The sequence below is a fragment of the Aliihoeflea sp. PC F10.4 genome (assembly GCF_054612275.1).
Genome location: NZ_JBTSWH010000001.1, coordinates 923578 through 945105, shown reverse-complemented (window position 1 = coordinate 945105; position 21528 = coordinate 923578). Strand labels below are relative to the sequence as shown.

Annotated in this window: 21 protein-coding genes, 1 tRNA gene and 2 pseudogenes; 12 read left to right on the top strand and 12 right to left on the bottom strand. The window is 60.1% G+C overall.

Annotation, left to right across the window (positions count from 1 at the left end; translation table 11 throughout):
- Nucleotides 1–25 precede the first annotated feature (25 nt).
- A complete protein-coding gene (locus ACX82Z_RS04700) occupies nucleotides 26–469 on the top strand; it encodes a universal stress protein (protein WP_459586855.1) in 444 nt (147 codons plus the stop codon).
- Between the two features lie 63 nt (nucleotides 470–532).
- Here the strand turns inward: ACX82Z_RS04700 and ACX82Z_RS04695 are convergent, their stop codons facing one another.
- The 4 genes from ACX82Z_RS04695 to rnk all read right to left on the bottom strand — a co-directional run bounded on the left by ACX82Z_RS04695 (nucleotide 533) and on the right by rnk (nucleotide 4449).
- Nucleotides 533–1891: a GGDEF domain-containing protein gene (locus ACX82Z_RS04695; protein ID WP_459586854.1), complete on the bottom strand. Its 1359-nt coding sequence runs from the start codon at nucleotides 1889–1891 to the stop codon at nucleotides 533–535.
- A gap of 52 nt (nucleotides 1892–1943) precedes the next feature.
- Nucleotides 1944–3233 (bottom strand): D-amino acid dehydrogenase, encoded by a 1290-nt coding sequence (locus tag ACX82Z_RS04690; protein ID WP_459586853.1) that lies wholly within the window; start codon nucleotides 3231–3233, stop codon nucleotides 1944–1946.
- Between the two features lie 88 nt (nucleotides 3234–3321).
- Nucleotides 3322–3858, bottom strand: coding sequence for a nucleoside-diphosphate kinase (locus ACX82Z_RS04685; protein ID WP_459586852.1), 537 nt, complete (start codon nucleotides 3856–3858; stop codon nucleotides 3322–3324).
- Nucleotides 3859–4005: 147 nt separating this feature from the next.
- Nucleotides 4006–4449: a nucleoside diphosphate kinase regulator gene (gene rnk, locus ACX82Z_RS04680; RefSeq protein ID WP_459586851.1), complete on the bottom strand. Its 444-nt coding sequence runs from the start codon at nucleotides 4447–4449 to the stop codon at nucleotides 4006–4008.
- Nucleotides 4450–4924: 475 nt separating this feature from the next.
- On the opposite strand from rnk, the pseudogene ACX82Z_RS04675 reads away from it, so the two are divergent.
- Nucleotides 4925–5152 (top strand): annotated as a pseudogene (locus tag ACX82Z_RS04675) (hypothetical protein); the annotation flags it as partial.
- Here the strand turns inward: ACX82Z_RS04675 and ACX82Z_RS04670 are convergent.
- The 3 genes from ACX82Z_RS04670 to ACX82Z_RS04660 are packed head-to-tail and all read right to left on the bottom strand — an operon-like array spanning nucleotide 5149 to nucleotide 8901.
- Nucleotides 5149–6378 carry a c-type cytochrome gene (locus ACX82Z_RS04670; protein ID WP_459586850.1) on the bottom strand — a complete coding sequence of 410 codons (1230 nt, stop codon included), beginning with the start codon at nucleotides 6376–6378 and terminating at the stop codon, nucleotides 5149–5151. The pseudogene ACX82Z_RS04675 and the gene ACX82Z_RS04670 sit on opposite strands and share 4 nt — an antisense overlap.
- The gene (locus ACX82Z_RS04665; protein WP_459586849.1) at nucleotides 6375–8138 is read right to left on the bottom strand and encodes a GMC family oxidoreductase; all 1764 of its coding nucleotides are present in this window, start codon (nucleotides 8136–8138) and stop codon (nucleotides 6375–6377) included. The genes ACX82Z_RS04670 and ACX82Z_RS04665 overlap by 4 nt, the downstream gene beginning before the upstream one ends.
- Before the next feature lie 13 nt (nucleotides 8139–8151).
- On the bottom strand, nucleotides 8152–8901 hold the full coding sequence (locus ACX82Z_RS04660; protein ID WP_459586848.1) for a gluconate 2-dehydrogenase subunit 3 family protein: 750 nt from the start codon (nucleotides 8899–8901) through the stop codon (nucleotides 8152–8154).
- A 78-nt stretch (nucleotides 8902–8979) separates the two neighbouring features.
- Here ACX82Z_RS04660 and ACX82Z_RS04655 point away from each other — a divergent pair.
- From ACX82Z_RS04655 to ACX82Z_RS04635, 5 genes and pseudogenes are all read left to right on the top strand, one after another.
- Nucleotides 8980–9561: pseudogene (locus ACX82Z_RS04655) on the top strand (hypothetical protein); the annotation flags it as partial.
- A gap of 238 nt (nucleotides 9562–9799) precedes the next feature.
- Complete coding sequence (locus ACX82Z_RS04650; RefSeq protein ID WP_459586847.1) at nucleotides 9800–10879, top strand: IS5 family transposase; 1080 nt, start codon at nucleotides 9800–9802, stop codon at nucleotides 10877–10879.
- A gap of 337 nt (nucleotides 10880–11216) precedes the next feature.
- Nucleotides 11217–11307 (top strand) — tRNA-OTHER (locus tag ACX82Z_RS04645).
- Between the two features lie 545 nt (nucleotides 11308–11852).
- Nucleotides 11853–12515 (top strand): response regulator, encoded by a 663-nt coding sequence (locus ACX82Z_RS04640; protein WP_012092695.1) that lies wholly within the window; start codon nucleotides 11853–11855, stop codon nucleotides 12513–12515.
- Nucleotides 12515–13855, top strand: coding sequence for an ATP-binding protein (locus ACX82Z_RS04635; protein ID WP_012092694.1), 1341 nt, complete (start codon nucleotides 12515–12517; stop codon nucleotides 13853–13855). Before ACX82Z_RS04640 ends, ACX82Z_RS04635 begins: the two co-directional genes overlap by 1 nt.
- 107 nt (nucleotides 13856–13962) lie before the next feature.
- Here the strand turns inward: ACX82Z_RS04635 and ACX82Z_RS04630 are convergent, their stop codons facing one another.
- Complete coding sequence (locus tag ACX82Z_RS04630; protein WP_109707754.1) at nucleotides 13963–14619, bottom strand: L,D-transpeptidase; 657 nt, start codon at nucleotides 14617–14619, stop codon at nucleotides 13963–13965.
- Nucleotides 14620–14954: 335 nt separating this feature from the next.
- Here ACX82Z_RS04630 and ACX82Z_RS04625 point away from each other — a divergent pair, with 335 nt between their 5' ends.
- From ACX82Z_RS04625 to ACX82Z_RS04610, 4 genes are all read left to right on the top strand, one after another.
- Nucleotides 14955–15494 carry a thioredoxin family protein gene (locus ACX82Z_RS04625; RefSeq protein WP_012092692.1) on the top strand — a complete coding sequence of 180 codons (540 nt, stop codon included), beginning with the start codon at nucleotides 14955–14957 and terminating at the stop codon, nucleotides 15492–15494.
- 186 nt (nucleotides 15495–15680) lie between these two features.
- Nucleotides 15681–16289: a DsbA family protein gene (locus tag ACX82Z_RS04620; RefSeq protein WP_037092232.1), complete on the top strand. Its 609-nt coding sequence runs from the start codon at nucleotides 15681–15683 to the stop codon at nucleotides 16287–16289.
- 32 nt (nucleotides 16290–16321) lie between these two features.
- Nucleotides 16322–18139 (top strand): protein-disulfide reductase DsbD, encoded by a 1818-nt coding sequence (gene dsbD, locus ACX82Z_RS04615; RefSeq protein ID WP_034658536.1) that lies wholly within the window; start codon nucleotides 16322–16324, stop codon nucleotides 18137–18139.
- A 1-nt stretch (nucleotide 18140) separates the two neighbouring features.
- Nucleotides 18141–18941 carry a TlpA disulfide reductase family protein gene (locus ACX82Z_RS04610; protein WP_012092689.1) on the top strand — a complete coding sequence of 267 codons (801 nt, stop codon included), beginning with the start codon at nucleotides 18141–18143 and terminating at the stop codon, nucleotides 18939–18941.
- Nucleotides 18942–19072: 131 nt separating this feature from the next.
- Here the strand turns inward: ACX82Z_RS04610 and ACX82Z_RS04605 are convergent, their stop codons facing one another.
- Genes ACX82Z_RS04605 through ACX82Z_RS04595 form a run of 3 tightly spaced genes read right to left on the bottom strand, consistent with a single transcriptional unit; the run spans nucleotide 19073 to nucleotide 20660 of the window.
- Nucleotides 19073–19576 (bottom strand): DUF305 domain-containing protein, encoded by a 504-nt coding sequence (locus ACX82Z_RS04605; protein ID WP_012092688.1) that lies wholly within the window; start codon nucleotides 19574–19576, stop codon nucleotides 19073–19075.
- A 22-nt stretch (nucleotides 19577–19598) separates the two neighbouring features.
- Nucleotides 19599–20366: a glutaredoxin family protein gene (locus tag ACX82Z_RS04600; protein ID WP_012092687.1), complete on the bottom strand. Its 768-nt coding sequence runs from the start codon at nucleotides 20364–20366 to the stop codon at nucleotides 19599–19601.
- Nucleotides 20367–20384: 18 nt separating this feature from the next.
- Entirely contained in the window at nucleotides 20385–20660 is a 276-nt protein-coding gene (locus ACX82Z_RS04595) for a metal-sensitive transcriptional regulator (RefSeq protein WP_028034411.1), read from the bottom strand.
- 178 nt (nucleotides 20661–20838) lie between these two features.
- On the opposite strand from ACX82Z_RS04595, the gene ACX82Z_RS04590 reads away from it, so the two are divergent.
- On the top strand, nucleotides 20839–21015 hold the full coding sequence (locus ACX82Z_RS04590; protein WP_156122387.1) for a hypothetical protein: 177 nt from the start codon (nucleotides 20839–20841) through the stop codon (nucleotides 21013–21015).
- Between the two features lie 104 nt (nucleotides 21016–21119).
- On the opposite strand, the gene copM is transcribed toward ACX82Z_RS04590, so the two are convergent.
- Nucleotides 21120–21524: a CopM family metallochaperone gene (copM, locus tag ACX82Z_RS04585; protein ID WP_012092685.1), complete on the bottom strand. Its 405-nt coding sequence runs from the start codon at nucleotides 21522–21524 to the stop codon at nucleotides 21120–21122.
- Nucleotides 21525–21528 lie beyond the last annotated feature (4 nt).

The following is a 21528-nucleotide window of genomic DNA, read 5'->3' as shown; positions in this document are numbered from 1 at the left end:
CAAAAGCACAAAGAGAGGCAATGCGATGTACGACCATATTCTGGTTTCAACCGACGGCTCGGAATTTGCGCAGCGCGGCGTCGACCACGCGCTTTCGCTGGCGAAGGCACTCAACAGCAAGGTAACCGTGGTGACCGCGACCGAAGCCCTTGCGGCGGTGGCCTACGGAGAGGGGTGGCTGTCGGACCCAGAGGCCTATCAAAGCTATGAAGCGGACCGGGCAAGATCGGCCGAAGAAAAACTGACTGCCGTCAAGGCTTCCGCGGAACGCATGGGCGTTCCGGCTGAAACGATCCACGTGCCAAACAAGGGCGCGGCCGCCGCGATTCTGGAGGCGGCCGATAGCCTCAGATGCAGCCTGATCGTGATGTCGTCGCACGGCCGGCGCGGGGTTAGCCGCCTTCTGCTCGGAAGTCAGACCGCCGAGGTTCTGGCGCAAAGCCCTATCCCGGTACTAGTTGTACGGTGACGCTATATTCCATGTAAAAACCTGTGGTCTACATGGCTACAGGTTCGTGAAGTCATAGATGCTTCAGGCAGCCACTGCCAGCGTCACGCGGTTTCTCCCGCCTTGTTTGGCGCTGTAAAGGGCCTTGTCTGCCGCATTGATAAGGTATTGGTAGTCCGGATGGCCATCGTAACTCGCGACCCCGATGGAGAGCGTAACGTTTAGAACTTCCTGATCCGAGACCGAAATCGGGGTGTCTTCGACCTGTTGACGGATGCGCTCTGCAACATGGGACGCCTCGTTCCGATCCGTTTCGACGAGCACGATCAAAAACTCTTCACCACCGTAGCGAAAGACGAAGTCACTAGCCCGCACCGAATTAAGCAGAATTTCTGCTGTATGGCTCAATGCCAAATCGCCGGCAGAATGGCCGTGTGTATCATTGACCGATTTGAAGTGGTCGATATCGACCATAAGAACGCTTAAAGATGTCGTCGAGCTTTTGGCCAAGGTGATTTCGCGCGCCAGAACAGACGGCAGGAAACGTCGGTTGAGGGTTCGCGTGAGAGGATCCCGGCCATTTTCGACATTCGCAGCGGCCTGAAAAAGATCGTTCAGGAGGAATTTGACCTCGTCGATGTGGCGATGAAGTTCGGCAACGGCTTCAGCTTGGTTATCGGACACAGATGCGAGAACGTTGGTATCGACCTCATGCATCAGCCTCTCGATACTGGCAAGAATCGCCGAGCCTTGAAAAAGGACTGACGCGCGATGTCGTACCCACAGCCCGAAGGGCGAGGCAGACAGCGGGCTGGCTACCTTGTTGGAACCGTGACCCAACATGCCGAAAAGAACTGATTGGCTCCATTCCATAAGCGCAGCACGTTGGGTCTCCCGCTCAAGATTGATATCTTGCCCAAGCGAAAACAGACGGAACGCCTCATCGGTCTGCACCCGTCTTTTTGTGTCGGAAACATAGGCGGCGGTCATCAAGCGCATCGCATAATCGATGACTTCGCCAAGCAGGATGATCGTGCGTGTCGCCGATTGGACGTCGAGATCGCTCTCCGCGACCCTGATCGATATCTCTGTCTTCAACAGAGTCATGCCTTCCATAACCAGATGATTTGGAATTTTCAGCCTGGCATGAATTTCGCCGATCTTGACCTGACGCTCGTCGAACGATGTCAGATCCGCATATGGGTTCATCTGGACAAGATCTAGAAGCCAGTTTCGGAGGGAAAGGTTTAAACGCTCGCTGACCACTGAATGACTGATGAATGCGGATGCTTCGTCATGCACGAGAAACGTCGAATAGAACTTGCCGACGAGTTCTTCGACATCATCACCGACGATCGTGCCTAACAGTGCGCGCGCCTCCTGACGGGTTTCCTCCGATGCTCCGGACCAAAAAAACAGGCCGGGATGATCACTGATAGCCAATATCTGCCTCTTCGTATCGAAATGGCCTGCCTATCGACAGGATGCTGCAGGATCAAGCCGCGTGATGATCGCGGGAACGGCGACGAGTCTGGCCGTAACGAGCGATGTTTAGGCACCGAGTGTCGATCCCGGGAACTCTGCCGCTGACGATATCGGCTACGACGCGTCCGGACCCGCATGCCATCGTCCATCCCAGCGTACCATGACCCGTGTTGATATAAAGACGTTCGAGCGGCGTCGCGCCGACCACGGGAGGGCCATCCGGCGTCATCGGACGCAACCCGCACCAGAAACTGGCCCTGCCGACATCGCCGGAGCAAGGGAACAGATCGGCGACAGAACGTTCCAGCGCTGCGCGGCGACCGGGCCGGAGAGAAAGATCGAAGCCCGCAATTTCAGCAGTTCCTCCAACGCGAATCCTGTCGCCAAGTCTCGTGATGGCGATCTTGTAAGTTTCATCCATGATGGTCGACATTGGAGCCAGAGCTTCATTGGATATCGGAATGGTCAGTGAGTAGCCCTTGACGGGATACAGAGGCAATTTGAGCCCAAGCTTGCGCGCCATCGTGGCCCCATGCACGCCCAGCGCCATGACATAGGCATCGGCAACGTGCAAACCACTCGAGGTCATCACGTCGGTAACGCTCCGCCCATCCATGCAGACCGAGTGAATCGTCGTCCCATAAGTGAAACGGACGCCCAGCTCCGAAGCGGCGGCCGCGAGCCTTAACGTGAAGATATTGCAATCGCCCGTCTCGTCTTGTGGGAGTCGCAACCCACCTACGAAATCCGTGCGTGCATGGGCCAGAGCCGGCTCGGCTGAGATACATCCTCGATGATCCAGAGCCTCGTAGGCGACACCAAACTGCCTTAGCACGTCCACGTCCTTGGCAACGTCGTCCAGCTGCTTGGATGTGCGAAACAGTTGAAGCGTGCCCAGACTTCGCTCGTCATAGGTGATGCCGGTCTCCTTGCGCAGTTCTCGCAGACAATCGCGGCTGTATTCCGCCAGCGGCACCATACGGGCCTTGTTGACCGCATAGCGATGCGACGTGCAATTGCGCAGCATTCGAAACAGCCATGCCCACATCGCCGGGTCGGCGTCTGGACGGATAACCAGTGGCCCATGCTTCATCGTGAGCCATTTGAGCGCCTTCAGCGGCACGCCTGGTCCGGCCCAGGGAGACGCGTAGCCAGGCGAGATTTGTCCCGCATTGGCAAAACTCGTCTCCGCGCCCGGACCTTCACGTCGCTCGACGACCTCGACCTCATGTCCGGACCTGGCGAGATAGTAAGCGGTTGTCACACCGATTACGCCGCCGCCCAAAACAAGCACTTTCATGGAATATGCCTCATCGTCAGAAAATACGCCGGTGATCGGCTACCGCCGGGATTTCCCTGCGGCCGTGACCTGGCTTCCGTGGCAAGCGTCACGCGGCAGACGGATCCGGGTCACAGAAATCGTCAGACTGTCGGAATCCTGGGACGGTAGCGCCGTAAAGCGCGCCACGTATGAGCTTGAATGTGGGCTTCGCTGAAGGTTTAGTTCTTCGCTCCAGCGCCTCCTTCTCCCGCCTTGCAGCCTCGGGCTGATACTGCACTTTCTCCAGTCGGACATCTTCCATACGATGCTTCCGCGTCACTAGGCGGAAGGTCTGGCCTTCACGGAGCCCCAAGAGTGCCAGCCCACGATTCATCGTGATGGGCAGGAACATGCCGACGGACGCCGCCATTCGATCATGTGAGATCACCCGCGTGTCAGGATCACGGCCGTCGACGCTGAAGGTGACCCGGCTGCTCAACGTCGCGACGTCCGCAGGGATGTCTTCGCGGAACATGACGGTTGCGGACAGGAGCTTTTGCTCAAGGATCGGACTTAACGGATCATCGGTTCCAACGCGTCGGTCTCGCATGACCTCGAGGATCGTGAAGTCCTTGGTTGAAAGGATGCAATTTTCGGTCGACATCGCAGTTCTCCATCGCTCCCGCTCGGGAGCAGGTTCCTTGACACGGCATTGGAGAATCCCCTGGCCACGCAAGGCGGCGCAGGGGCTACGATCCTGCGAGGAGGCACCCCCCGAAAAGAGAAAGACGGCAGAGCGATCCGATATAGGTCATGAGAGCGCCCGCGCCGCGTCGCGCGCTTCAGTGCGCATTGCTGTTTCATCGACACATTCGACTCTCAGCCGGTGTGTCCGGCCGTCTCGGGCAGTCCACTCAATAGACTGACCCGAAGACAGCCCGATCAATGCAGCGCCGATCGGTGTCAGGATTGAAATCTTGCCGGCGGCGATGTCCGCCTCGCCAGGAAAGACGATCGTCACCGTACGGTCTGCACCAGCGTCGGAAGAAAAGCGAAGTCGTGAGCCCATCCGCACGACGCTCGCTGCGATGCGCTCGTCGGCCACGACGCGGGCTCGGTCGAGCTCCTGGAAGAGCTGCTCAGCGATATCGGCGTTGTGTGCTGGAGCGGACTCTGCCAGCCGGGACAGTCGGTCGTGATCGGTGCGTGTCAGCGTGATGGCGGGCTTACGCCGTCTCTGGGATTCCGTTGCCATTCCTGGACCTGCTACAGCGGATAGCCGCGGACGCATCTTGGCATCGCTGCGACTGTTTTCAATTTTCTTAGATGGGATGTCGCTGAAAGGGCTCGGCTTGGAGCGATGATGCGTAAGCCAGTGTTCCCACGGCCGGGGCGCGACGCTACCGGGCCGGGGTCAATGTCCTGCGATCGGACATACCTTGTGCAGAGCAAGGTGATGGCGCTTTGTAAAGTGCATAGCGCGAGCCTCGACGACCAGGTCCCGAATGTCAACCCAATTGAATTGCCAGAAACTTCTTGCTCTTACTCCGCTCTGTGGCCTCGTGGCCGCACTCCTGACGAGCATCAACCCGTCCTCCAGCAATACGCGCTATCGGCACCTTCCAGCATGCCATACACCGGTTACCAATGCACGAGAAAGAGAGATGCATTTCCGTTCCTCGCCCGCACCGAGCCGTTGTCATCATCGAACGGATGCAAGATCATCCTTCCACAATGACGCGGTGGTTCAGGGACTGAGCGAGGCGGCAAGGATGGGCGACGTCGAGCATTGGGCGGTCGTGACCATCGGGGCTGGCCTCGGCTACGCAGCATATACAAATCGTTCCGTCCGAAAGAAGTACGACTACGGCGCACGAGTGCGGCTGAAAGAAACAGGGCTGGGCAGCGAAACTGAGATCATCAGGACGCCGCCGCTCCAAGCGCATCATGGCCGCTAATCTCCGCTGAGGACTTCGCGCAAATCGGCGACGTCGCTCCCGCTAATCGGCGAGGCCGAGTTGTTCCAGGCATTGCGAACATAAGAAAGAAGATCAGCGATTTCGAGGTCCGAGAGCTTCCAGCCGAAGGCCGGCATGCCGAGCGGCGCTGGCCGCGCCTCGGTCGGCTCGGCGTGCGCGCCTTCCAGAACGACACGGATAATCGTCGTCGGATCATCCGCATTGACCTTGTTCGATCCATCAAGGCGCGCGTAGATGTGGTCGACACCGCTGCCATCCGAGACGTGGCACGCGGCGCAATTGTCAAAGTAAAGGGCTTGTCCGGCCGCCATGATCCGCTCATCCGGCACGTCGACCGGTTCGCGCGGCTCATCATCGAGATCTTTGAGATAAGTGGCGATCGCGCTGAGATCATCCTCTGTCATATGCTGGGTCGACAGGGATACGACCTCTCCCATGCGCGACATAGCGATGGTGTGCGAGGCGCGGCCAGTGCCAAGATACTCGACAATATCCTCATCGCTCCAGTGCGAGATGCCACCGTTCTCGCCGCCTCTGATATTGGGCGCGTACCAATTCTCAAGAACGCCACCTCGCAGATACTCGCTCTGCTTGTCGCCGCCGGTGACGTGCTTGTCGGTGTGACAGGCCCCGCAATGTGCCGGACCGTCGACCAGATATGCGCCACGATTCCATGCGTCGGACTTTTCGGGATCGGGTTCGAAGACGCCTGGTTCGAAGTGTAGAAAGTTCCAACCACGCACTGCCGCTCGGATACGCAAAGGTGCAGGTAGTTCGGCCTCTGGCTCGTGCTCGGCGCGCACGGTCGGGATCGTCGAGAGATAATCGTAGAGAGCGTCGACATCCTCGCGCGGCATGCGGGTGAAATAGGGATAAGGGAAAGCAGGATAGAGTTGCGCACCGTCGCGGCGCACGCCGTGATGCAGCGCGTTCCAGAAATCGTCGCGGCTGTAGAGCCCGATGCCTGTTTCATCGTCGAAAGTGATGTTCGGCGTCGTGATCGGACCGAAAGGCGTTTCCATCTCCAGTCCGCCAGCCCATGGCGTACCGTCATTGTCGACATCAGTGTGGCAACCAGCGCAGTTCGCAGTCGTCGCAATGTAGCGACCGCGTTCGATTTGCGAATGGGACAGGTCTTGCGCCCGCACGTCATCCAAAAAGACAGACAGGCTAGCGGCGGCAGCTAAGGGGATGGCATGTCTCATGTGCGCACCAATGGACCGGGGTCACGCAGATATCGGTTCACAATGGCGTCGGCTGACCAGTAGGCGAGCGCAGCGACCGTGTCGGTCGGGTTATAGCCAGCGTTCTGGGGGAAGACCCCCGCCCCCATGACGAACAGGTTCGGCAGGTCCCAGCTTTGCAAATAGCGGTTGACCACACTGTTAACTGGCGACGTCCCCATGATAGTGCCGCCAGTATTATGCGTGGTCTGATAGGGGACGATGTCATAGGCCTCGTCCGTGAAACGGTTGGTTTTCGTCTCGCGCCCGCCCATCCCGCGCGCGATCTGCTCGGCGACCGGTGTGATGTGTTCCGACAGTCGGCGGTCATTGTCGGTGAAGTCGTACGTCATGCGCATCAACGGGCGACCGAACCGGTCGGTGTAGGTTGGGTCAAGGTCCAGATAATTGTCGCGGTGAGCCATCGATGCGCCGTGGATCGAGATCGACGTGTACTTGAGAAAGTTGTCGCGCATGGCACGCTTCCAGCCAGCGCCCCATTCGGGCGCACCTTCCGGCAAAGGCTGGTTCTCGATCGGTCGGGCATTCGTGGTCCAACTCGCGATGTAGGCTCCACCGATGAAGCCGAGGCCGGAATGGTCGAAATTGTCGCCATTGTAATCGTCGACGACCATACCAAGCGCGCCCGCACCAATGTACTGATTGGTGTATTCCTCATCGAAGAAGACGCCGACGCTCGACATCACCTGATAGGTGTAGTTCTTGCCGACGAGTCCGCGGCCCGTCGACGGATTATAGATTTCGCCGATTCCGGAGAGCATCATCAGCCGCGTATTGGATAGCTGGTAGCCACACAAAATAACGAGTTCGCCTGGTTGTTCGAATTCTTGGCCCTGCGCATCGACATAGGTGACGCCCGTCGCTCGTGCGCCATCGCTTGATTTGTCCACATGCAGCACCTCGCAATTGGTGCGAAGCGTGAAGTTGGGTTTCTTCATCAAAACGGGAATGATCGTCGTCTGCGGACTGGCCTTCGAATAATTGCCGCAGCCGAACTTCTCGCAGAAGCCGCAATAGGTGCAGGGTGCGAGATCGAGACCGAGCGGATTGCGATATGCACGCGACAAGTTGGCCGACGGGGCCGGATAAGGGCTGTAGCCCAGTTCACGTGCCGAGGCTTCGAAACGGTGTTGGGAGAATGTCATCTCCATCGGCGGGTTGGGATACTCGTCCGAGCGCCAACCCTCGAAGGGGTTACCGCCGTCCTGGATCGAGCCGCGGATATTGCCCGCCTTGCCGCTAATGCCGCAGATCTTCTCGAAGCGGTCGAAATGCGGTTCAAGTTCGTCATAGGTGACGCCGTAGTCCTGCACCGTCATTTCCGGCGGAAGCGAACCGTAGCGCTCTTCATTATGGGTTTTGGCCTCGAAGTCGGACGGTAGGAAGCGAAATGTCTGCCCGTTCCAGTGGACACCGCCGCCGCCCACACCCGTGCCGGGCAGGAACGAGCCCCAGCGGCGCATCGGCAAGGCTGTCTGCGTGCGATTGTTGCGGAAGGTCAGCGTGTCCTGTGCGGTCTCCTGGAACATCGCGTGTCGCCAGTAATAGCGAAGCTCATCTGGTGCATGGGTGGTCGGAAAATCGGTTGGCGTGTCACGCCACCCACCACGTTCAATTGCAAGAACCTCGAGTCCTGCCTCTGTCAATTCCTGCGCAAGGATCGAGGCCGTCCAACCGAAACCCACGAGAACCACGTCTACAGCCGGCAGCTTCTGCGCCATGCGGCCCCTCTCCCTATCCTCGCTGTGAATTCCATTCGGGCCGCCCCATCAGACCGACGGGCGGCATTTCTATCTGCGCGCCGTTGTGGTCGAGATAGTCCCGGTAGTCGTAGCGCGCACCAGGGAAGCCGACGAGCCGCCAGCCTGCCATGTCGCGGTTACCGCCATAAACCGGGTCGGCGAAGAAACCCTCGATCGTGATCTCGTGGACGAAGTCGAAAAATGCTTTCGCCGACAATCCGTCGAACTCGATCTCCTCTTCGTAGAGTGCGGTGAGGACGGCATCCTGTTCGTCCTCGGAAAGCTCTGCGAACCCGCGTCCGTCATGTTTGTCCAGGCAATGTGCGTCGAGCGCCGCCAGCCCGTCGCGGATCAGTTGAGCTGGCGGCTGCTCAGACTGGTAGCCTTGCGTATCGAGCGGTTCGGAAAAAGGCCCTTGCATGTACCAACGCTGGCCCCGCCCGTAATATCCGGCAAGCTGCCTGTCGATGAAGGTGATCACATCGGCTTCGCGCGCGCCTGGGCCGGTATCGTCCGAGGGAATGAGCCGCGCGGTCAAGGCATCGAGAGCCGAGCGCTCTTCAGCCGTCAGAAATGTTCCAATTTCGGTCCCGTAATGCGGTTCGTCGGCGATTCCCGCCTGCCAAGGCATGCCTTTGCCGCCGCCGAATTCGTGCGCGTGGAGCGAGACGCGTGTCGCAATCAATGCGACGCCCGCCATGAGGGATTGGGTGAGAAGTGCGCGTCGTGAAATGCCCGGCAATCCATCTCTCCTTGGCGTGATCAAGGGGAAACTGCAAACACGCTATCATGTTCCAAGGAAACAGCTTGTGAAAAAACGGGACATCCGCCGACGGCGGAGCGACTTCTCGAGCAGCTCCGGCGTGGCGAGCTTCGCTGGAGCACAAAAGATCACGGATGGGAAGTGCTGATCCCCGCCTTCGCCTTCAAGAATGCGAACTCCTCGTTCTTCGGCTCCAAGCCGTTCCGACTGATACTGCCCGATCTTGGCGGCCTCTACGGCATGATCGAGGCCTGGATCGATCGTCATCGCGCGCGTCTGATCGGACCGGCCGAGGATCCCGAAACGTTCTTCGTCAAGTCGGTGAAGAGGACGAGCACCGACGCGGCCTACGGCCAGAACACGTTCTTCGAAGTCTGGCGGCAGACTATTCAGCGTTACGGGATTTATAACCCATATACCGACCGTGGCGCGATCAAAGGGCTCCTTCCCCACGGAACGCACAACGTTCGGGACGTTCTTGCCACGCACATCCTGAAGCAGACTGGCTCGTATGAGCAGGCCAGTTACGCCATCCAGGAGACTCCCGAGATGGTGGCCCAGCACTACGGCCGTTTCCTGCCGCAGGACAAGGCTGAGATTGCAGCCCGCATTCTCAATCAGGTTTGGGAAGCCGCCTAGGAGCAACCGCGGGCCGGGCATCCCGTTTCGATGCTCGGCTCGCTGGCAGATAATACGAAGTATATTTCACCGGTTCGACATGCGCTTCGCGGCATTTAGCACCAATATCGGTCGAATACCGGAGTCCAAAGATTTCAACGACTTGGAACACCCGATCTCACCTGGACGCCTCGAATTACCTCGCGTTTTCGGCCGTGATTTGATTCCATCGCCGTGCTGATTTGCACGGAGGCGATGGATGCGAGGACAGGCCGGATTTTGGGACGTTGACGAGCGCTATGTGCGTCTGAGCGGAGCCGGCGATCCGTTGGAGAAGCTGAACGCGGTCGTGCCGTGGGAGTTGTTCCGCAAGCCGCTATCGAAGGCTCTGAAGCGCTCGGACGGCTCGAAGGGCGGGCGTCCTCCCTATGACACTGTGATGATGTTCAAGGTGCTGGTGCTGCAGGCGCTGTATAGCCTGTCGGATGACCAGGCCGAGTTCCAGATCCAGGACCGGCTGTCGTTCATGCGTTTCCTGGGATTGGGTTTGGGCGACAAGGTGCCGGACGCCAAGACGATCTGGCTGTTCAGGGAACATCTCGTGCAGGCAGGAGCCGTAGAGAATTTGTTCGCCCGTTTTGATCGCCATCTTTCGAAAGCCGGATATCTGGCCATGGGCGGGCAGATCGTCGACGCCACGGTCGTTGCCGCGCCGAGGCAGAGGAACACCGACGACGAGAAGGCCGATATCAAGGCGGGCAAGATACCGGATGTCTGGAAAGGCAAACCTGCAAAGCTGCGGCAGAAAGACCGGGACGCGCGCTGGACCGTGAAGTTCTCGAAGGCCAGGGTCGATGACGAGGGCAAGGAGCACAAGCGCGACATCGCCGTTCCCATCTTCGGCTACAAGAGCCATGTCTCGATCGATCAGCGACACGGCTTCATTCGCGGCTGGACGGTCACGAACGCCGCCGCCTATGACGGCGCGCAGCTCCGCAACGTGGTCAAACGGCCGAACACCGGTTCGACGGTCTGGGCCGACACGGCCTATCGATCGAAAAAGAACGAAGCATGGCTCGACAGGAACGGATTCGCCAGCGACATCCATCAGAAGAAGCCGAAGGGGCGGCCAATGAGCGAGGCGACGGCGCGGGCCAATGGCCGGCGCTCCAAAATCCGATCCCGCATCGAGCACGTCTTCGCGCAGCAGAAATCCCGCATGGGCCTGTTTGTCAGAACCATCGGCATCGCCCGCGCCAGGACGAAGATCGGCATCGCCAATCTCGTCTACAATCTCAACCGCTTCGTCTGGCACGAGAGGCGAACTGCGTCCGCATGACAGCGAGCGCGGCGAAAACCGCCGCCGCAACGCCCAAATCGACAAAATACGTCAACCCAAACTGCACTCAGTGCCACGCTCTACGCCATGACGGCACTCGTAGCGATCCTCACCGGCCGCGAAACCCGGTAGTTCGAGGTGTCCACCTGCTTCACCGCGTTTTCGTAGTGCCAAATCGGAGAAAATCGTGGTTTTGGAGGGCCGTATCGTAGTTTAGCGTAGGATTTGGTTGCGGGGGCAAGATCTAATCTTTACTTGCTGCCCAAGCAAGTAAAGATGGTTGCGGGGACCGGCGTCGATCATAACTTGCGATCGACGCCGGTAAAGATGGTTGCGGGAGGGCGCACCCATCATAACTTGCTGTTTCGGGCCGCCGCATAGCAACCTTGCCAAGGTTGGAGTCAAGGGTTCGAATCCCTTCGCTCTCTTCAGATTTCTAAAGGAAATCAAAGGATTGAGTAAGGGCCATCTTCGGGTGGCCCTTCCCTTTTTGGGCTTGGCCAACACCTGGTCAACACGAATGACGCCTGAGCAGGCAGGACGGGATGATCGCCTGAACACCAGCCGGACGATGCCTCGGCGAGCCGAACTGATTCGAGTCCGTCTCCAATGCGCATTGCCCAACTGGCTCGGGCAGACAAGTGGACCCGCGTATCGTTTCAGGCCGGGCGAGTTCCTTCACCGCGACCAGCAACAGCCCGATGGACAGGAGGGCCGGAATGACGGGTACACTGCCGCCATGCCAGCGTTTTGTTTCGGCGCTGGGCTGGAGATGCCCATAAGGATCAGGGCGAGAACGGCGTTTTTGCCGGCGCGATTCCAAGTCTCGAAGACGTCCGACTCTTGGCTCAGGTAAGATGAGGTACATCACAGGCGCCCAATCCCCGAACGATATCGAGCGCGCTCAAGTTCGATCCTTAAGGCTGCCTTAAGCCTCGTATAGAAATGCGACCTGGAACCTCGGGTGATAACCATGCGCGTGCTGATAGTCGAAGATGATGCCGTCCTCAGAGACGGATTGACGGTGGGCCTTTCGATTGGCGGCTTCACCGCCGATGCGGTCAAAACCTGCGAAGAAGCCGGCGCAGCTCTCACGAACCATGAGTTCGATGCGCTGGTGCTTGACCTGATGCTTCCCGACGGTTCCGGCCTCGACGTGCTGAAATCCCTGCGGGAACGGCAGGACGCCACGCCCGTCCTCCTCCTGACTGCGCGTGATCAGGTCGCCGACCGGATTCACGGACTGGATGCGGGGGCCGACGACTATCTCGGCAAGCCGTTCGACCTCGACGAGGTCGCGGCGCGGCTGCGCGCGCTCGTCCGCCGTGCCGCTGGCCGGCCGCAGGCGCTTATCGAATGGCGCGGCCTGCGGCTCGATCCTGCAAACCAGAATGTCGAACACCAAGGCGAACCCATCCGCCTGTCGCGGCGCGAATACTCGATTTTGCATGCCCTCATGATCCATCCCGGCCGGATCCTGTCGCGGAGCCAGATCGAGGAGAAGCTTTACGGCTGGCAGGAGGAGGTCGAGAGCAATGCTGTCGAGGTCCACATCCATCATCTTCGCGGCAAGCTGGGACCGGGCATGATCCAGACCGTCCGTGGGATCGGCTATCGCCTCGGAGACGAACCGTGATGCCGTCGATCTCCAAACGGCTGTTCCTGATCCTCGCCCTGACCACCGGTCTCGTCTGGCTGTCGGCGGTCGTCTGGATTTTCCTTTCCACGCGCGCGGAGGTGGAACGGGTTCTCGACGCGCGGCTGATGGAAGCCGGCCGGATGGTTTCCTCATTGATCGTCAGCCAGGAGATCGCCATCGATCCGACGCAAACGATCACGTCCGATCTGCCGGTGCGCGGCCACAGCGCCTATGACCGCCAGCTTTCGTGCCAGATCTGGTCGCTGCAGGGGACATTGATCGGGCGATCGGATGCGGCGCCCGATCAAGCAATGTCGGAGCACACCGACGGGATCTCCGAAACCGTGATAAATGGTGAGCGGTGGCGGGTTTATGCAATCACCAATACCGAGCGCGGTGTTCGCGTTCTGGTCGGCGACAATCTGAGTATCCGTAACGGGTTGGTGAACGACGTCATCCGCGGTCTTCTCCTGCCGGTCCTGCTGATGTTGCCGGTTCTTGCTGTCCTGATCTGGCTCAGCGTCAGGCGCGGCCTTGAGCCGCTAAGGAAGATCGCAGGCGACCTGGAAGCACGACCCGCCTCCGACCTCAGCCCGATCGAGGACGTGCAGACCGCGAAGGAGATTGCGCCGGTCTTGCAGTCGCTCAACGGATTGTTTGCACGCGTGGCCGGGCTTCGGGAACGCGAGCGCAACTTCACCGCCTTTGCCGCCCACGAACTGCGCACGCCGTTGGCCGGCCTCAAGACGCAGGCGCAGGTCGCGCTTGCAAGCGGCGATGGCACGATCCGCGAGCAGGCATTGCGTCAGATCATGGTTGGCGTAGACCGCACCGGCCGGCTCGTTCGGCAATTGCTGGATATGTCGGCGGTTGAGGCGCTCGACCAGGGCGAGCGTAGTGGGAAGGTATGGCCCGGGAGTATACTGAGAGCGCTCGCGGACGAATTAGCAGATCCGACCAGGGGCGTTGCGGTCGAGGTTTCCCCTGATCTTGACCGCATCGAGCTGGACATCGAGCCGGATCTGTTCGCTCTTGCTGCCCGGAATCTGATGGAGAACGCTGTGAACCATTCGCCGCCCGGAGGCGTCGTCAGGTGTCGTGTGGCCGGCCCCGCCGAAGAGGGCCAGATGATCATCGAGGATGATGGTCCCGGTATCCCCGAGGAGGAGTTGGCCCGCGTCACCGAACGCTTCTTTCGCGGCCGCAACAAAGTACCGGTCGGCAGCGGTCTCGGTCTCGCGATCGTCGAACTGGCGCTCGGGCGGAGTGGTTGGCACCTACGACTTCAGAATCGCGATTGCGGAGGGCTGCAAGCGGTGATGGCGAACGCCGCGTGACCCGTTGCACATACATGGTGCGGGGCGCAGCCAACTCATCTTCAAGAAGATGGAGTGCCAGCAGGATGCGCCAACGCAGGGAGTGATCTTCTCGCCGCGCGACGAAGCTATCCCACCAAAAGATGCCCCATAGCCGGATCTGCTATCACAACCAGCGGGCTCCCGTCGCGAACGTTGTCGGCGAGGTGGATGACATCCTGATTGATCATCCGGATGCATCCTGATGAAACGGCCTGGCCGATGGTCCAGAATTCCGGGTTTCCGTGGATGCGATAGATCGTGTCCCGGTTTCCTTCATGAATGTAGAGGGCGCGTGCTCCAAGTGGATTTTTCAGCCCCGGGTCCATGCCGCCATTGGCGATTGAGTAGGGCTCTAACTCGGGTTGGCGCGCAACCATTTCATCGGGAGGTGTCCAGCGCGGCCATTCCCGCTTGTATGCGATATGACGCCCTCGACCAGCCCACGAAAAACCGTCCCTGCCGACACCCACACCGTATCGGGTTGCGCGGCCGTGAGGCTGAACGTGGTAGAGGTAACGGTTTGGCGTATCGACGATGACGATTCCGGCTCGTTCATCGGTTGGATAGTCGACTTCCGTCCGCCACCATTTCGGATCGACCTTGGAAACGTCGACTTCCGGGATCGGGAAGCGCTCGTTCGGCAGTGCGTAGTACATCGGGGGCGTCGGCGGCGGAGGAGGCATCGAGACCGGCTGCGCGACTTGCGGTGTTTGCCTCGTGGAAACGCATCCGGCGAGAGTCATTGCGCTGGCGCCAATGAGGAAAGCGCGTCGCGCGATTGCGGGTGTCGGTAGCTTGCTCACGTTTCGTACGCTCTCTGCTTTGCGATCAATCAGGCCGCACAGCACGATGCCCATCTTAAGAGCAGCTTAAGGTAAGCGCGGCCGAAGATAGCGAAGCGGCGGGGACTTCAGGCGCCGGCCTGCGGCTCAAGTGATCCGGCCGAACAGGTTTTCGATTGGGTGGGGGCACTTTGTTGGAAACGCGGGCTTGCGTCGCAGGCGAGGAGCACTTTTCCGCCCTTAAGCGGGCCTTAAGGAACGCCCGCTTTGCCGCCGGTCCTGTGAAGGAGACGAGGATGCGGACGCGACTTTTAAGAAACAACGCCGTAGCGTCCGCGGAAGGTGTTGGATGCGGCATCGATGCTGATGCTCGACGCAAGAATGACCAATGGACCCGCCGCGAGCTTCTGCTCGGGGGCCTGGTGGTGCCGGTAGGATTGTTGGCGACTCCCAGCGGGATGGCCGCCGCCAATCCGGCTGCAATGGTCACGGACGTCGCTTCCTACCGGGAGAGACTGGAGCAGATCGCACGAACACATAGCTTCGCGCTCATCGACATCCGTGCGGATTGGTGCGCGGTGTGCCACCGCATTGAGCGGGAAATCCTCGCCCACCCTGCTGTGCTGCAACACCTTGAGGCTGTCCCTCTCGTCAAGGTGGACGTCACGGCGATGGACGAGGGAAACCGCCAGCTCCTCTCCCACCTTCGAGCGAGCGGCCCGCCGACATTCTTCGTCGTGGATGCAGCCACCGGACAGGAATACAACGGCACCCGTTCGGTCGGACCGTTCAGCAGGCGCGATCTCATGCGGCGGTTGCGGCCGTTCACCCGATAGTCCGGAGTCAGGATAAACTGCCGTCGCATCTTCGGCTCAATGCGGTCCTTAAGACTGTCTTAAGCTCGGGAGAGTGCGCTCGCTTCAATATCCATGATCTGGAGCTTTGAGACCATGCACGATCGGCGCCTCTGCACACGTAGACCTCATCCTTTCGCTATGGGTAGGCCGCCGTTCCGCGGTGCATTGAGTCGGCGGACCTTGCTCTCGGGCCTGGCGGCGCTCGCTGCCGCCGGCTTTGCCATGCCCGTGCGTGCCGACGACATGTCAGCCGAGATGATCCTGAACGACCCGGAGGCGCCGGTCGGCGGCAACCCGAACGGCGACCTGACGATCGTCTCGTTCTTTGACTATAACTGTCCTTTCTGCAAGCGCACCGTCGAGCCGCTGAATACGGTGCTGGAATCGGACGGCAATGTGCGTCACGTCTACAAGGACTGGCCGATCCTCGCGCAGTCTTCGGTCTATGGCGCAAAGCTGGCGTTGGCGGCCGGGTATCAGAACCGCTACGAGGAAGCCTATCTGGCGTTGATGGGTATCGAAGGGTCGCGGGTGCCAGAAGAGCAGATGCGACAGGCATTGGAAGGTGCCGGCTTCGACACGGCGGGTCTCGAGACCGAAGCCAACCGCCGCGACGCCGAGATCACCGCCTTGCTTCAGCGCAATAACGCGCAGGCCGAGGGGCTCGGTCTGCGTGGCACGCCCGTGTTTCTGATCGGTCGGTTTCTCGTCGCCTCCGCCCTCGACGAGGACGGCTTCCGCCAGGTTGTCGCAGACGCTCGCGAAGCGTCTTGATGCATCCCGATCGCGATCATCCGAGTAATTTCATGTCCTCAATGCCCATACTCCGCCTCCTTGCTGGCCTGTTCTTCGTCTTCCTGTCGCTGCCCGCCGCGGCGCAACAGGAGGATCTCCTGCAAGCCGAGGAAGCCTTCCGTTTCTCGGTTGAGCGGAATGCGGATCAGCAGATCCAACTCCGGTGGGAAATCGAGGAAGGCTATTACCTCTATCGCGATCATCTGGAAGCGAAGGATGCCGCGACCGGCGAGCCGATCCCGCTGTCGACTGGACCGGGCGTCGTGGAGACAGAGGATGCCAACTTCGGTCCTTCGGAGGTCTATTATCTTGAAGCGGTGGCACGTCTCGGCACTGAAGCGCCCGGGCAGGTCGCAGTCACCTATCAGGGCTGCAAGAAGGATTCGATCTGCTATCCGCCGCTGACCCTGACGGTCAACACGGCAAACCTTCAGGTTTCCGAACCCGTTGTCGGCTTTGGCATAGGTCCAACTCCGGCCGCCCCTGCCGGAGGGACGGGAAACGGCGGCTTCAGCCTGGCTGAGGACACGCAGGACGGCGGCATGGTCGGCTCGCTTCTCGCCAGCGGCGGTGCGATCTGGGTGATCGTGAGTTTCCTCGCCTTCGGGCTGTTGCTCGCCTTCACGCCCTGCGTGCTGCCCATGTATCCGATCCTGAGCGCGACCCTGGCGCGCGAGGGCGAGGCATTGACGGCCCGGCGCGGCTTCATCCTGTCTTTGGCCTATGTGCTGGCAATGGCCGCAGCGTTTGGCCTGCTTGGCGTGGTTGCCGCGTGGTCCGGCCAAAACCTCCAGATGGTGCTGCAATCGCCCTACGCCATTGGCGCCGTCGCAGCGCTGTTCGTCGTGCTGGCGACGGCGATGTTCGGCCTGTTCGAACTGCAACTGCCGACCACCTGGGTCAGCCGGATGGCAGGGGTACAGGCCGGCACGCGCGGCTCGGTGGGCGGAGCCGCCGGAATGGGCTTCCTTTCCGCGCTGATCGTCGGTCCCTGCGTCACCGCGCCGCTCGCCGCGGCACTTCTCTATATCGCACATACGGGCGATGCCTGGATCGGCGCGAGTGCGCTGTTTGCCCTCGGGCTCGGCCAAGGCATTCCGCTGATCGCCTTTGGCACGATGGGGAGCCGCGCTCTGCCGCGTGCGGGGGCGTGGATGGTGCAGGTCAAATACGCGTTCGGCTTCGTCTTTCTCGGCGCGGCGATCTGGATGGTCTCCCGAATCCTGCCGCCGCAAGTGACGCTGGCGCTTTGGGCGGGCCTCCTCTTGATTGTTGCGGTCTTCATCGGCGTCGCTGATCGGCTCCTGGCCGATGCGGGTGCCTGGCCACGTTTCCGCAAAGCCGCCGGACTTGGGGTTTCCCTCGGCGGCGTCATCCTGGCGATCGGGGCGGCGTCGGGCGGGACCGACCCGCTACGTCCGCTCGCCCACTTCGTCATGACCGGTTCGGGCCAGCAGATCGCCCAGTCCGAGATGACATTCATCGAGGCAAACTCGACGCCGCAGGTCGAGCAAGCGATTGCCTCTGCCAACGGACGTCCGACATTGGTCTATTTCACGGCCGACTGGTGCGTCATCTGCAAGACGATCGAACGCGACGTCTTTTCGAGCACGGAAATCGTTGCCGCACTGAACGACTTCCAGCGTGTCAAGGTGGATCTGACCGGACTGGATGAGGCCAGTCAGGGTCTGATGCGCGATCTTGCTGTGGTCGGCCCACCGACCATGATCTTCTTCAACCGAAATGCCTCGGAGGCAAACGGCTCCCGCCTCATCGGCGATGTGACAACCGATACGTTGCTGACATCGGTCTCTCAGGCGAGGCAGTGAGATGAACGCAGTCGCCATCGGGCCTTTCGTCTTCGCACCCGACCGCTTCGCCGCGATCCTCGCCATCGCCGCCTTTCTCCTGCTGAGCGAGATCCTCGCCCGCAAGGTCGATCAGCGCTTTTCGTCCTGGGCCTGGGGCGCGACCGTCGCTTTCGTGGTCGGCGCGCGCGTCGGGCACGTCATCCAGCACGCGAGCAGTTTCCTCGCCGAGCCGCTGCGCGTATTCTACATGTGGCAGGGCGGCTTCATGATCGAAGCCGGCATTGCGCTGGCGTTCGCCTACACGTTCTTTCGCTTCCGGCGCGAATTGCGGCTCACATTGTGGACGGCCCTGCCGAGCGCCGCTGCGGCCTATGTCGCGTTCTTCGTACTGCAGCTCAGCGCCGGCGTGCCGGCGACACCGCTGCCGACCGGAGACATCTACCGCACGCTGGCCGGAGAACGGTTCAATCCAAGTGAACTCGAAGGTCAACCTGTGGTCATCAACCTGTGGGCGACGTGGTGCCCGCCCTGCCGCCGTGAAATGCCGATGATGGCGGACGTTGCCGCAAATACGGACGCTGCCGAACTTGTCTTCGTCAACCAAGGTGAAGGCCAGGAGATCATTCAGCGCTACCTCACAGCCGAGAATCTTGAGCTTGAGCATGTGGTGCTCGACGGACTCGGTGAGTTCGGTCGTCATTACGAGGTACCGGGCCTGCCGGCTACGTTGTTCCTCAAGAGCGACGGGACGCTGCAATCGGTACACATGGGCGAGATCTCAAGAGAAGCCCTCGTGAGCGGCATTCAAGGTCTCGAATAGCCGCCGCAGGTCCGGCACGGCTGGCTTTTGCTGACGACCGTGACGAAGCTGCGACCATCCTCATGATGTTTTGTCATGCAATCCTCATTGAGCCTGCCATTCTCGGACGCTATTGGGCAAGGCAACAGGTCTTAGGGCCTTTGATCGAGACGAGCCTTAATTGTCTCCATCTGCTCGATCTCGCTGCGCTGGGCTGCGATGATTTCTTCGCAAAGCGTCAGCAATTCAGCATCGCGCAGGTCTGCTTCCCGGCACATGAGGATCGCGCCCGAGTGGTGCGGGATCATCGAATCGATGAACTGCCCGTCACCGATCAGGGTTTGGCTTCGTGTGGCTGCGAATGAGGCGATCGTCAAGACGAGGAAGACGGCGTAGAGGGTGATATTGAGCCCTTTTCGCGGAAACATGCCGGGCATCGTTGCCAGCATGAAGATGCCCATCGGCGCCCACATGGTCACGGCCATGTAGAACATGTTGAGATTGTTTCGGAAATCTTGAAATCCGTCGATCATCGAGAACATGACGACGTACATGACGATCAGGCCGAGCGCCATGTTGATCCAGAACATCAGGTAGGGACGTCCTTCGCCGTGATCGGCGTGTTCGTGCTTGCCATTATGGGACGATTGGGTCATCTCGTGGCTCCTTGGTTTTCGCTTAATGTCCGAGACCGATGCCCATGGGCTTGAGTAGCATCCAGATCGCCATTCCGACCATCATCAGGTTCTCCGTCAGCGAGACGAAGCCGAGCGGAACGTTGCTGTCACCGCCAACGCAGGCGCATTTGAGTTCGCGCTTGTCGATATAGACCGCCTTGAAGACCGATACGGCTCCGACAGTGCCGATGAAGAGGGCAACGGGGATCGACAGCCACATCAGCGCGCCGGCCATCATCAGGATGCCCGCCAGCGCTTCGGCGAACGGATAGACGTAGGAGTAGCGCACCCAGCGCTGGGCGAACAGATCGTAGTTGAGGAACATGGTAGCGAAGCTTTCCACGTCCTTGAGCTTCTGCAGGGCGAGCAGACACATGGCGATGGCAATGAACCATTCTGCCGCCGCAACGGTCGCAAGGGTACCGAACGCGGCCCAACTCGTCGCTAGCGCCATCAACGCAGCCATCGCGAACAACGCGATCACCGGCGTATAGGTGGTGGCGTCCTTGTCCTTTACCTCCTTGCCGAAGAAGGCGAGAAGATCGTCGTAGCCGCCGATGCGATTGCCGCCGATAAAGGTCTGCGGTGTGGTGTCGACGCCGTGCGTTTTCTTGAAAGCATCGATCTCGGCGCGCGACGTCAGCTCATGATCGTTGACCTCGTAGCCCTGCCGTTTCAGGAGGTCGAGCGATTTGAGACCGTAGGGACAGGTATGTTCGTGGGTCACCATCCTGTGCAGGTCGGCGCGTTTTGCGGTGGAAGTGGCCATGTCGTCAGTCCTTCGATTTCAGAGTTTTGCTTTTGCGAACACCTCGACCAACTCGCTGAATTTGCGGCGTTGCGCGTCCGCATCACCTGCCGCTATCGCTTCCTCGACACAGCAAGCGGCGTGGGTCTTGAGGATTTCGGTCTCGACCTTGGCCAGCGCCGCCTTGATGGCGTGGATCTGATGCAGGATATCGATGCAGTAACGGTCATCGGCCACCATCTGGCTGACCCCTCGCACCTGTCCTTCGATTCGCTTGAGCCTCGCGCGGAGGGCTTTGTTGTCCTTCTGGCACATGGCCGTAAAATACCCCGTATGGGTATATTTAAGGTTCGAGAGCCATCTTGGTTCCCTCCGATCAAAAAATCTCGCCGGCGCTTTCTGTCTGCTTTGCACCATTGTCGCGATCATCAGTGGGGTTGACCTTCCAATGGTTGGAACCCTCATCTTGGAGGGCCAAACGAAGGAGATGGACATGAAGATCAGAGCCGAGAATCTGATCGCCGCAGTTGGAGAGCTTCGGGTCGGGTTGCTTGCGGTCAGGGATCTGGCCGATACGCTGTTATCCCTGGTCGAGGCCCGCGGACGCATCACCATTTTCGAAACAGGGTTCCAGACGTGGTTCAGCGTCCACGCGAGCCGTTTGCCTTGACCGAAGGCGCACCGATGGGGCGCTTGTCGCCTTCGCGGTGGCAACCGTCCTCGTGCTGATGACCGGCAAAGGAAAAGGGCGGAATTGATCCGCCCTTCACCGTCTCATTGGCTGCGCTTGGCCAGCCATTCCTGCATCTGCGCGATTTCCGCCTCCTGGGCGGAGATGACCTCCTCAGCAAGTGCTCGCACCTCGGGGTCTGATCCGTGTTCGAGAACGACACGAGCCATGTCGATGGCGCCCTGGTGATGGGGGATCATGCCGCGCATGAAATCCTCATCCGCATCGCCCGTAAACTCGATCGCCATATCGGCATGCATCTTGTCGTTGACTTGCTGGTAGGCGCGAATGACAGGGTTATCCGAAGGCGCGGTGGCGCCGTGTCCGGCATGTTCGCCGTGATTCATGGTCGCTCCTTGGCCTTGCTCGTCCATCTGAGACTGTGCGTAGGCGAGTCCGCCAGCAATGACGAACGCGCCGGCAATGAAGATCGGGGTGAGCTTGTTCATGACA